The sequence below is a fragment of the Roseicyclus sp. genome (assembly GCF_965662675.1).
GTDB lineage: Bacteria > Pseudomonadota > Alphaproteobacteria > Rhodobacterales > Rhodobacteraceae > Roseicyclus.
In genome coordinates, this window is the sequence record NZ_CBFIIK010000091.1 from 1 (window position 1) to 11,285 (window position 11,285).

Consider the following 11,285-nt stretch of genomic DNA (forward strand, 5'->3'; position numbering starts at 1 on the left):
ATTGGCGCTTCTTGCCGCCTATCTGCATACAGCGCTGTCCATAAACACCCCACCACCGGGTGTTTTCATATGGATTGACGCAAGATTGTATACAGCCTAACGTTTCCCAGCCGAGGTGCAAAAGCCCGACTCGGCAAGGGAGGAATAATGGGCGAAGAAGACCGTATGTCGCTGGTCGACAAGGCCATCATTGCCTTGCGCAGCCTGATCATGTCTGGCGAGTTGCAGCCGTCGGCCCGCGTGGCCGAGGTGGCGCTGTCCGAGCGTCTGGGCATTTCGCGCACACCGATCCGCCAAGCGATGGACCGCTTGACCACCGAGGGGTTGCTTGAACGCATCGAAACCGGCGGTTGCCGCGTCGCGAGCCTGAGCATTACCGATATTCTGGACGCGATCGAAATTCGTGGCGTGATCGAAGGCACGGCTGCGCGTCTGGCGGCCGAACGCGGCGCGGACGCCGATGACCTGCGCCAGTGCGATGCGCTGTTGGTGCGGATCGACGAGGCGCTGCACCGCGCGGGCGGGATCGACTTCGACGCCTATGTCGCGGCGAACGCGCAGTTTCACCAACTCTTGGCCGGGCTGGCCAAAAGCCCAGTCATGACGCGCGAGGTTGAGCGGGTGATGCGCCTGCCGCTGGCCTCGCCTTCGGCGTTCTTGCAAGAGCAGGCGCTGATCCATGATTTTCAAACCTCGCTCTTGCGCGCACAATTTCAGCACAAGGCGATCATCGCCGCGATCCGCGACCGCGAGGGCGCACGCGCCGAGGCATTGGCACGCGAACATGCCCGCCTTGCACGCGAAAACCTCGAACATGTGATGAAATGCGACCGCAAGCTGGCTGCCCGCGTGCCCGGCCTTGCGCTTGTCGCATCTCGATAATTCAACCAAGGAGACTGAGTAAGATGCCAAGCCTTAACGATGTGATGGCTAAAGCCGGCAACCCGGTAGACATGCTGCGCAATTCGCAAATCGGGATGTATGTCTACCCGGTCGTGGCGCCCGAGTTCCAGAACTGGCGCAACGAACAGGCCGCATGGCGTGACACCGCCGTGCTGTTCGACCAGTCGCACCATATGGACGAGGTCATCGTCGAAGGCCCACAGGCCGAGGAATTCCTCGCCTATCACGGCATCAACGCGTTCAACAATTTCGACCTGAACCGCGCCAAGCATTACGTTCCGGTCACGCCCAACGGCCATGTGATCGGCGACCACATCATCTTCCGCGAGCGTCAGGATAAATTCATCCTCGTGGGCCGCGCGCCGACCTCGAACTGGCTGATGTTCTGCGCCGCATATGGCAAGTGGAACGTGCGCCTGCGCTATGATCCCCGTTCGCCGTCGCGCCCCGAGGGTGAGCGCGTGATGCGCGAGCATTACCGCTTCCAGATCCAAGGCCCCGATGCGCCGAAGATTTTTGAGAAGATGAATGGCGGCCCGATCCCCGACATCAAGTTCTTCCATGTCGACTGGATCAATATCGGCTCGAAAAAGGTCCAAGCGCTGCGCCACGGCATGTCGGGCGCGCCGGGTCTGGAGATTTGGGGCCCCTACAAGGACAAGGATTACATCCACTCCACCATCCTTCAGGCCGCGCGCGATGCGGGCGTCAAGCTGGTGCAGTGCGGCAGCCGCGCCTATTCGACCAACACGCTGGAATCGGGTTGGATTCCCTCGCCGCTGCCGGGCATCTACACCGGCGACGGCATGCTCAAGGATTACCGCGATTGGCTTGGTGCCGACAGCTACGAGGCGGCGGGCGCCATCGGCGGCTCCTTCGTGTCGAACAACATCGAGGATTACTACGTCAACCCGTTCGAGTTGGGCTATGGCTTCTACATCGGCTGGAAAAAGGACGACTTCATCGGCAAGGCCGCGCTCGCCAAGCTGAAAGATGCGCCCTCCAACCGCAAGAAGGTGACCTTCGAGTGGAACCCCGAGGATGTGCTGAAAGTCATCGCCTCGGCCTTCGAGGAAGGCACGCCCTACAAGTGGATCGACTTCCCGCAGCCCAACTATGCCTCCTCGAGCGCCGATATGGTGATGCGCGATGGCAAGATGGTCGGCATGTCGATGTTCAACGGCTACAGCTACAATGAACGCCGCGTGCTGTCCTTGGGTGTCGTCCATCAAGATGTGCAGGAAGACGAGATCCTGACGCTGAAATGGGGCGAACCCGAGACCACCGCCAAAACCTCGACCGAACCGCACCGCCAGACGGAAATCCGCGTGCGCGTGGCCTCCACGCCCTATGCACGCGAAGTGCGCGAAGGCTACGCCGTCGATAGCTGGCGCGCGAAATCGTGAAACCAAGGCCGCTCCCCGGGATGTCCGGGGGGCGGCAATCCACGGCGCGCGCGCCGCACATGAAAGGAGCTGCCATGCCCATCTTGCCTTTCCGCCAGCCCGGTCTGCGTGATGGCTTGGGCGTGGATGCCGCCCGGTTGATGGATGGCTTTTCCATCGAGGTGATGCCGCGCACAGCCGCCAAGATCGCCGATTTCCGCGCCATCGTGCCAAAAGGCACACGGATCTACATCGCCCATCTCGAGGGCACCCCCATCGACGACATGATCGCCACCGCCCGCCGCCTGCGCGGCGAGGGTTTCGCGGTCATGCCGCATTTTCCCGCCCGCATCATCGCGGGGCCCGACGAGTTGAACCACTGGATCAACCGCTACCGCCACGAGGCCGATGTGACAGAGGCCTTGGTCTTGGCAGGCGGTCCGACAACTCCCGTGGGTGGCCTCGACAGTTCGATGCAACTGCTTGAAACCGGCTATTTCGAGGCGGCGGGTTTTGAGCGGCTGCATGTGGCGGGCCACCCCGAGGGCAATCGCGACATCGATCCCGATGGCGGCACGAATGCGGTCGATCAGGCGCTGTTGTGGAAACAGGATTACGCCGCGCGCACGGGCACGCAGATGGCGATCGTCACCCAATTCGCCTTTGAGGCAGCGGGCGTTCTGGCTTGGGAGCGGCGCTTGCGTGGGCTTGGCGTCACGCTGCCCATCCATTTGGGTGTCGCGGGGCCCGCCAAGCTGCAAACACTGCTGAAATTCGCCGTCGCCTGTGGCGTGGGCGCCTCGCTGTCGGTCTTGCAAAAGCGCGCGCGCGATGTCACCAAATTGCTCATGCCTTTTGAGCCGGACGCATTGTTGAGCGACCTTGCCGCCGGGATTGCCGATGACCCGGGCAACCTGATCTCACAGATACATCTGTTTCCACTGGGCGGGATCGAGGCAAGCGCGGCCTTTGCCGCAAAAGCGCGCGGCCAATCGGGTGCGGCGCATGACGAGACCAAGCTCACGATCCAAACGGAGCGAAGCATATGAAACAGGCTGACAACATCATCGGGCAAAGTGGCACAGCACCGTTTTTTCGGGTCGCCAACCCCAATGATGTCGGCCTGACACCTGCGCCGCTGCGCCATGGCGATGCGGTGCGCACATGGGTCAGCGCGCTGGCGGGGTTCCAGAAGGAGGCGCTGGTCCTCTCGACCCGCACCGGCGCGATGTGGCGGCTGGTCTCGGACGAGGGGGCCTATCTCAACGGGCATGACGCCGCCCCCTGCCCCTTGTCGTTTCTGACCGTAGGGATGATTTCCAGCTATATGAATGAAATCATGGCCTTGGCCGCGCGAGACGGGGTCAAGCTGCGCCATCTGCGGCTGATCCAGAACAATTATTACACGATGAAGGGCTCGATGATGAAGCGCACCATGACGGGTGGCGCGCTTCCGGTCGAATTGGAGGTCGAGATCGATTGCGACCTGCCTGACGCTGCGTTGAGCGAGATGTTGATGAACGCGGTCCATGCCTCGCCGCTCAACGGGCTGATGCGTGGGGTCTTGCCAAGCCTCTTCACCCTTAGCCGCAATGGCATCCAGATCCCCACGGGTGAGGCAAGCGCGCTCGATCACGCGGTCGTGGGCGGGCCCAAAGGCGACGCGCCACTTGCCGCCGCGACCGATCTGACACTGATCGAACGGCTTGGACCCTCGCCGCAAAAAGCTGTTGCCAAGGGCACCGCGGGGGCGGCCACCAGCCTGACCGACGAACAGGACCGTACGCTGAACCCCGCCGCGATCTGCACGCTACGCGAAGATGGCATCAAGGAAATCGAACAGCATCTCTATAGCCCGCATGGCTCGATCTTCCGCTATCTGAGCGAAGAGGCCGCCCCGCATGGGCAAGGCCGCGCACCCGATGCGGTGAGCTATATCTCGGCGGGCATCGCCTTTTGCTTCATGACGCAATTCGGGCGCATGGCCTCGATGGAAAAGCTGGACCTTTCGCATTACGCGGTGGTGCAAGATACGCATTTCTCGCTGGGCGGTGCCTCGGGCGGGACCGGTCTGGCAGGAAGCGCAGACCCGGTCGAGACCCATGTGCAGCTGCAAACCAGCGAAAGCGACGATGTTGCGCGCGACATGCTCGATGTCTCGGAACGGACCTGTTTCTTGCATGCATTTTGCCGAACCGATCTGAAAACCAAACTCAAGGTGACGCGCAAATGATCCTGTGCGCATCATCAGCCGACGAGATAGTCCCGATGGCTGGGGACTTGCTGGACCGCGACGCGCGGTTTGAAACCGAAACGACAGCCTGACGCCCTATCGACCGACAGGGCACCACGAAACAAAGGGAGGAAGACATGCTACATTCAAGAACCATGAAGGCCGCATTCGCATCGACCATCTTCGGTCTTTGCGCAACATTCGGCATCACCGCCGCACAGGCGCAAACAGAGTTGCGCCTGCACACCTTCGTGCCGCCGGGCCATATCATCTATCGGATGATCCTCGAGCCCTTGGCCGCCGATATCGCGGCGGAATCGAATGGCGAACTGGTCCTGACGCTCTACCCCTCGATGCAGTTGGGTGGCGGCGCGCCTGAGCTGATCCGTCAAGCGGCCGAAGGCACCGTCGACATGGCCTTCAGCCTGCCCGGCTATACCTCGGCGCAATTCCCCCGCACCCAGATGATCGAACTGCCCAGCCTGCGCGAAGACGGCATGGCCACGACCGAGTTGATGTGGGATCTGCTCGAGGGTGGCTATCTCAACCCGGAATTCGACGGGCTCAAGGTTCTGGCGCTTTGGGCGGCGGACGATGCGGGGCTTTACACCCGCGACAAGCCGATCCGCTCGCTCGACGATGTGGCGGGTATGCTACTCCGCTCGCCTTCGGCAGCACAGGCAGGTCAGATCGCAGCGATGGGCGGCACGCCCGTAGCGCTGCCGATCCCCGAGCTGTATCCGCAGCTTGAGCGCGGCGTGATCGACGGCGCGATGGTGCCCTTCACCACCATCCTCGACTTCCGCATGCACGAGGTGGCGAACTATTTCACCATCACCGGCCCGGTCTTCGGCCGCTCGCAATTCACCGTTGTGATGAACGAGAACAGCTACAACAACCTCTCGGCCGAACATCAGGCGATCATCGACCGTCTGACGGGCGAAGAACTCAGCCGCAAGGCCACGCAAGCCTATCTGGACCGTGCCGCAGAAGCGATCGAGTTCGTGCGCAACGCATCCGACAAGGAAGTGATCGAGTTCTCGGCCGAGGAGCAGGCTCGCATCCGTGAAACCTTGGCACCGATCTACGGCCAATGGATCGAGGCAATGGCCGCACAGGGGATCGACGGTGCGGCGATGCTGGCCTTTGCCGGCATCAGCGTGAACTAAGCGATGCTCGACACGTTCGAACGTGGCTTTGAACGGGTGCTCAGGCTGCTGGCTTATGCCGGCGGCCTGGTGCTCGCCGGGCTTGTGCTGCTGGTGGTCTACGAGATCTTCATGCGGTACTTCTTCGGCCGTCCCTTCCGGGGTGGCTACGAGATCACCGAACTGGCCATGTCGGTGATCGTGGCCTGCGGCTTGCCCTACACCGCGATCGTGCGGGGGCATGTCTCGGTCGATCTTTTGTCGGGGCTGTTCGACAGACCTGCGTTTCGCTGGCTGAATTTCATCATCCATATGCTGGGCGCGGTTTTGTTGGCGATCTTGTCATGGGAAAGCATCGAATACGCGCTGCGCAGCCATGCGCATGGTGATGTCTCCAACATGATGCAGATACCCAAATCGCCCTTCCAGTTCGGCGTGGCAATCTCGGCCGGGCTATTCTCGATCGTTTTGCTGCTTGAAGCGATGCGGGTCATCTTTCCAAAAGAAACGACCGAAAAGGCCAAGATATGACACCGACACTTGCCGGCATCGCGGGCTTTGCCGCCTTGTTCTTGCTGCTTGCGCTGCGCATGCCGATTGGGCTTGCCATGATGCTGGTGGGGGCGGTTGGCATTGCGGTGCTGAATTCCACCACCGCGGCCCTGAATATCATGGGATCGTTCCCCTTTTCCTATTCCGCTGTCTTCACGCTGAGCGTGATCCCGCTTTTCGTGTTGATGGGGGCATTCGCCAATGTCTCGGGCATGGGGGCGGATATGTACCGCGCAGCCCATGCTTGGGTCGGCCACAAGCGCGGCGGTCTGGCTGCAGCCACCATCATGGCCTGCGCGGGTTTCGCGGCGCTGTCGGGTTCGTCCATCGCCTCGGCCGCCACGATGGGCAAGGTCGCCCTGCCCGAGATGGAACGCTACCGCTATTCGCCAAAACTCGCCACGGGGTCGATCGCGGCGGGCGGCACGCTGGGTATCTTGATCCCGCCATCGACCGTGCTGATCGTCTACGCGCTCTTGACCGAGCAATCGGTGGGACGGCTGTTTCTGGCAGGCGTGCTGCCGGGCTTGCTCTTGACCGCGCTTTTCGTGGCGACCGTCTTCATCGTGTCGATGATGAACCCCGAGGCGGGCCCACCGGGCGAGCGTGTGCCGATGGGCGAACGCTTCAAGGTGTTGATGAATTCGGGCGCGCTGATCTTTGTGGTCATTATCGTGCTGGGCGGCATCTATGCTGGCATCTTCACCGTGACCGAGGCAGCCGCAGTGGGCGCATTCCTGACGTTCATGCATGCGCTGTGGTCGGGGAAGCTGAATGTGCCGAAATTCCTCGAGGCGATCCTTGATACGATCAAGACGACCGCGATGGTGTTCTTCATCCTGATTGGCGCGCATTTCTTTGCGCCCTTCTTGGCACTCACGCGCATCCCCGTGAACTTGGCCGATTGGATCGGCGAGTTGGCGATCCCGGCCTTGGCGATCCTGACCGTGATCATCTTGGTCTATATCGCGCTTGGCACCTTTATGGAGGGGTTCGCGATGATGGTGCTGACGGTGCCCATCGTGCTGCCCATCATCACCACGCTGGGCTATGATCCGATCTGGTTCGGCATCATCATGGTCTTGGTGCTGGAGATGGGGCTGATCAGCCCGCCCGTGGGGATGAATGTCTTCGTCGTCAAAGGGGTGGCGCCCAATGTGCCGCTTGGCCAGATATATATGGGCATCTTGCCCTTCTGGCTGGCGATGGGGGTTTGCGTGATCTTGCTGGTCAGCTTCCCCGATATCGCGCTGTTCTTGCCCGATACGATGCTGGGGCGCTGAGATGGGATTGATCAACCGCCGGGACGTTTTCATCGAATGGGGTGACTGCGACCCGGCGGGCATCGTCTATTACCCGCGCTATTTCGAGCATTTCGACAATGCGACGGTGGCGCTGTTCGCGGCTGCGGGCCTGCCAAAGCACGAGATGGTCAAGACCTACGACATCGTCGGCATCCCCATGGTCGATACGCGGGCGAAATTCATCATCCCATCCCGCTGGGGCGAGACGATCACCATCGCAAGCCGCATCGCTGAATGGCGCGGTTCAAGCTTCGATGTCGAACACAAGGTTTTCAAGGGTGACGCGCTCGCCATCGAGGCGTGGGAAACCCGCGTCTGGGTGGGCCGCCACCCCGACGACCCCGAGAAGATCAAGGGCCGCCCGGTTCCAGACGAGGTCAAGGCGCGTTTCGCCTGAACACCGCGACGTGAAAAGAGGAAGAAACCCATGGAAGTCTCGTTCCACAAGGAAATCCAGGACCTGAAACTGGGCGATGGCGACACTTTTCACGGCGAAGGGATCTTGGCCGTCACCAAGGCACTTTTGCAATCGGGCGTGGCCTATGTGGGCGGCTACCAAGGCGCGCCGGTCAGCCATCTGCTCGATGTGCTGGTGCAATCCGAGGATATCCTGTCCGAGCTTGGCATCCATCTGGAAACCTGCACGAACGAGGCGGCGGCGGCCGCCATGCTTGCCGCATCGGTGCAATATCCGCTGCGCGGTTGCGTGACGTGGAAGGCGATCGTGGGCACCAATGTGGCGGCCGATGCGCTCTCGAACCTCGCCTCGCCCGGTGTGATCGGTGGCACGCTGATCGTGGTGGGCGAGGATTACGGCGAAGGTGCCAGCGTCATTCAGGAGCGCAGCCATGCCTATGCGCTGAAATCCTCGATCTGGCTGCTCGATCCGCGCCCCGATCTGCCGATGATCGTGAAGATGGTCGAGAAAAGCTTTGAGCTGTCCGAGGCCAGCAATACCCCCGTGATGATGGAGCTGCGCATCCGCGCCTGCCATGTCTTCGGCAGCTTCGAGGCCAAGGACAACGTCCCCGCCCCGAAATCGACGCGCGAGAAATTCGCGGAACCCGCCCCCTTCGACTACGCTCGCCTTGCCCATCCGCCGGTGACCTTCGTGCAGGAGGGCGACAAGGTGAACCGCCGCCTGCCCTTGGCCCGCGACTTCATCGCGCGCGAGGGTCTGAACGAGTTCATGGGGCCGGATACGGGCGAGATCGGAATCATCACGCAAGGCGGCCTGTTCAATGGCCTCAACGACCGGCTGGCCGATGCGGGACTGTCGGATGCCTATGGCGATCTGAAGATCCCCACACTTGTCCTGAACGTCACGCACCCGCTGTTGCCGGACCAGATCGTCGAATTCGCACGCGGCAAGAAGGCTGTGCTGATCGTCGAGGAAGGTGCGCCGGAATACATTGAACTGGCAGTGGGCAAGATCCTGCGCCAGGCCGATCTGCAAACGCGCGTCCACGGCAAGGATATGCTGCCGATGGCGGGCGAATACACCGCCGCCGTGGTCGGAGGGGGCTTGGCCAAGTTCCTTGACACCTATGGCGTCGATCCGGGCGAGCTGGGTCAATGGCTGAGCCGTGTCGATGCCAACAAGGCGGCACTGGCCGCGCGCGATGCCCCCGCCCTTCCCCCACGCCCGCCGACATTCTGCACCGGCTGCCCGGAACGCCCCGTCTTTTCCGCGATGAAGCTGGTCAAGGAAGAGACCGGGCCGATGCATGTCTCGGTCGATATCGGCTGTCATGCGCTGGCAACCTTTCCGCCTTTCAGTCAAGGCCATTCGATCATCGGCTACGGGCTTTCCTTGGCCGCGGCCTCGGCCGTGTCGGGCACGCAGGTCAAGCGCCCCTTCACCGTGATGGGCGATGGCGGGTTCTGGCATAACGGGCTTTTGACGGGCGTGGCCGGATCGGTTTTCAACCAGGATGACAGCGTGTTGGTGGTGATGAACAACGGCTATTCCAGCGCCACGGGCGCGCAGGATTTGCCATCGAGCCAGCCCAAGGAAACAGGTCGCGGCAAGGGCCTCGACATGGAGCAGGCGCTCCGCGCGATGGGCGTCAAATGGATCAAGCGCGTCGACAATTACCGCGTCGGCAATCTGGTCAATGTGCTGCGCGAGGCGCGGTTGACCAAGGAAAAGGGCCTTAAGGTCATTCTGGCCGATGGCGAATGTCAGCTTGCGCGCCAACGCCGCGTCAAGCCCGCCATGGCCAAGGCGGTTGCCGCGGGCGAGCGGGTGATGCGCACACGCTTCTGGGTGGATGAAGACACCTGCACGGGCGATCATAGCTGCATCCGGCTGTCGGGCTGCCCGTCGCTCACGATCAAGCCAAACCCCGACCCGCTGCGCACCGATCCGGTGGCGCATGTGAACAATGATTGCGTGGGCTGTGGCCTGTGTGGTGAGGTCAGCCATGCGGCCCAGCTTTGCCCGTCTTTCGCGCGGATCGACATCATCCAGAACCCGACCGCGTGGGACCGCGCCCGGCGTGGCCTGTCGGATTGGTTGATCAGGGCTTTCGGCGGCGAGGCGCAAGACCGCCCCACCCGCACGCCCGCCGCCCAAGGGGTACCCGCAGAATGAACGCCCCGATCAAAGCAGAGACACAAACCCGTCCCACCCGGCTATTGATCGCCGCGATGGGTGGTGAAGGCGGCGGTGTCTTGGCCGGTTGGCTGACCGAAGCCGCCCTTGATGCCGGGCTTTGGGTGCAGCGCACCTCTGTCCCCGGTGTCGCACAGCGCACGGGGGCCACGACCTATTACCTTGAGTTCCTGCCCAAAACCGGGCCGGTCCGCCCGATCATGGCGCTGCACCCCGCGCCGGGGCGGGTGGATGTTTTGGTCGCCACCGAACTGCTGGAAGCGGTGCGGATGGTGAATGCGGGCTTTGTCACGCCCGAACGCACAAAGCTCATCTTCTCGACCCACCGCACCTATACGGTCGATGAGAAAAGCGCGATGGCCGATGGGCGGCTTGACCCGGAACCGATGATCGCCACTTGCCGAGATTTCGCCAAATCCGCGCTGATCGACGATTTTTCTGCCGTGGCACTGCGTGAGGGGTGCCATCTGAATTCCGTAGTCTTGGGGGTTCTGGCAGGCTCGGGCGCGCTGCCCCTGCCGCTGGACAGTATCCGCCGCGCGATGGAGGGCGGCAAGCGCGCCTCCGAGGCCAACAATCGGGGTTTCGAGGCCGGATTGAAACTGGCCGAGGAGCGCGATCGCGGGCCGGTTCCCGATCTTGGCGGCACGCGCACCAAGACCGCCTTGCCGGCAGAAGCCGAACCGCTCTTGCCCCCCAGCCCCGAGACCGCATTTTTACCGCCCGAGGCCGCAGGGCTGGCCGCCGAGGGGATGCGGCGGCTGACCGATTATCAGGATGCGGAATATGCCGCCGAATATCTGGCGCATCTCACTCGCATCGCCGCCCATCCCGCCGCCACGCCAAAGCTTTTGGCCGCACTCGCCCGCCACATGGCGCTGCGCATGAGCTACGAGGACACACACCGCGTGGCTGAATTGAAACTGCGCGCCGCCCGCATGGCACGCGTCACCGCCGAGGCCAAGGCACGCCCCGGCGACATCGTCGATGTGGCCGAATACATGAAACCGGGGCCGGAGGAGATTTTCGGCATGCTGCCCCGCGCCCTTGGCGCGTGGCTGATGGCGATCTCCGAACGACGCGGCTGGGGCAAGCTGTCCTTCCCGATGCAGGTCAAGACCACGCGGTTTTCAGGCTTCATCC

10 protein-coding genes are annotated in these 11,285 nt (G+C 62.4%); all 10 read left to right on the forward strand.

The features are described 5' to 3' along the window. Positions 1–147 precede the first annotated feature (147 nt). Entirely contained in the window at positions 148–882 is a 735-nt protein-coding gene (locus ACTG4J_RS12075; protein WP_439139843.1) for a GntR family transcriptional regulator, read from the forward strand. 23 nt (positions 883–905) lie between these two features. Then, a complete protein-coding gene (gene ligM / locus ACTG4J_RS12080) occupies positions 906–2,309 on the forward strand; it encodes a vanillate/3-O-methylgallate O-demethylase (protein WP_439139844.1) in 1,404 nt (467 codons plus the stop codon). A gap of 74 nt (positions 2,310–2,383) precedes the next feature. Then, entirely contained in the window at positions 2,384–3,337 is a 954-nt protein-coding gene (locus tag ACTG4J_RS12085) for a methylenetetrahydrofolate reductase (RefSeq protein ID WP_439139846.1), read from the forward strand. After that, on the forward strand, positions 3,334–4,521 hold the full coding sequence (locus ACTG4J_RS12090) for an OsmC family protein (RefSeq protein ID WP_439139848.1): 1,188 nt from the start codon (positions 3,334–3,336) through the stop codon (positions 4,519–4,521). The genes ACTG4J_RS12085 and ACTG4J_RS12090 overlap by 4 nt, the downstream gene beginning before the upstream one ends. Before the next feature lie 137 nt (positions 4,522–4,658). Continuing rightward, positions 4,659–5,690, forward strand: coding sequence for a TRAP transporter substrate-binding protein (locus ACTG4J_RS12095; protein ID WP_439139850.1), 1,032 nt, complete (start codon positions 4,659–4,661; stop codon positions 5,688–5,690). 3 nt (positions 5,691–5,693) lie between these two features. After that, positions 5,694–6,200: a TRAP transporter small permease gene (locus ACTG4J_RS12100; protein ID WP_439139852.1), complete on the forward strand. Its 507-nt coding sequence runs from the start codon at positions 5,694–5,696 to the stop codon at positions 6,198–6,200. Continuing rightward, the gene (locus tag ACTG4J_RS12105; protein WP_439139854.1) at positions 6,197–7,504 is read left to right on the forward strand and encodes a TRAP transporter large permease; all 1,308 of its coding nucleotides are present in this window, start codon (positions 6,197–6,199) and stop codon (positions 7,502–7,504) included. Before ACTG4J_RS12100 ends, ACTG4J_RS12105 begins: the two co-directional genes overlap by 4 nt. 1 nt (position 7,505) lies before the next feature. Then, positions 7,506–7,922, forward strand: coding sequence for an acyl-CoA thioesterase (locus ACTG4J_RS12110; RefSeq protein ID WP_439139856.1), 417 nt, complete (start codon positions 7,506–7,508; stop codon positions 7,920–7,922). Positions 7,923–7,952: 30 nt separating this feature from the next. Next, positions 7,953–10,121, forward strand: coding sequence for a thiamine pyrophosphate-dependent enzyme (locus tag ACTG4J_RS12115; RefSeq protein WP_439139858.1), 2,169 nt, complete (start codon positions 7,953–7,955; stop codon positions 10,119–10,121). Next, the coding region (locus ACTG4J_RS12120; protein ID WP_439139860.1) for an indolepyruvate oxidoreductase subunit beta family protein at positions 10,118–11,285 on the forward strand (1,168 nt) is incomplete at its 3' end. The genes ACTG4J_RS12115 and ACTG4J_RS12120, both read left to right, overlap by 4 nt.

Bases quoted from the DNA above. Each gene is read 5' to 3' on its own strand.
- ACTG4J_RS12075 (WP_439139843.1), top strand. From the start codon at position 148: ATGGGCGAAGAAGACCGTATGTCGCTGGTCGACAAGGCCATCATTGCC.
- ligM (WP_439139844.1), top strand. From the start codon at position 906: ATGCCAAGCCTTAACGATGTGATGGCTAAAGCCGGCAACCCGGTAGAC.
- ACTG4J_RS12085 (WP_439139846.1), top strand. From the start codon at position 2,384: ATGCCCATCTTGCCTTTCCGCCAGCCCGGTCTGCGTGATGGCTTGGGC.
- ACTG4J_RS12090 (WP_439139848.1), top strand. From the start codon at position 3,334: ATGAAACAGGCTGACAACATCATCGGGCAAAGTGGCACAGCACCGTTT.
- ACTG4J_RS12095 (WP_439139850.1), top strand. From the start codon at position 4,659: ATGCTACATTCAAGAACCATGAAGGCCGCATTCGCATCGACCATCTTC.
- ACTG4J_RS12100 (WP_439139852.1), top strand. From the start codon at position 5,694: ATGCTCGACACGTTCGAACGTGGCTTTGAACGGGTGCTCAGGCTGCTG.
- ACTG4J_RS12105 (WP_439139854.1), top strand. From the start codon at position 6,197: ATGACACCGACACTTGCCGGCATCGCGGGCTTTGCCGCCTTGTTCTTG.
- ACTG4J_RS12110 (WP_439139856.1), top strand. From the start codon at position 7,506: ATGGGATTGATCAACCGCCGGGACGTTTTCATCGAATGGGGTGACTGC.
- ACTG4J_RS12115 (WP_439139858.1), top strand. From the start codon at position 7,953: ATGGAAGTCTCGTTCCACAAGGAAATCCAGGACCTGAAACTGGGCGAT.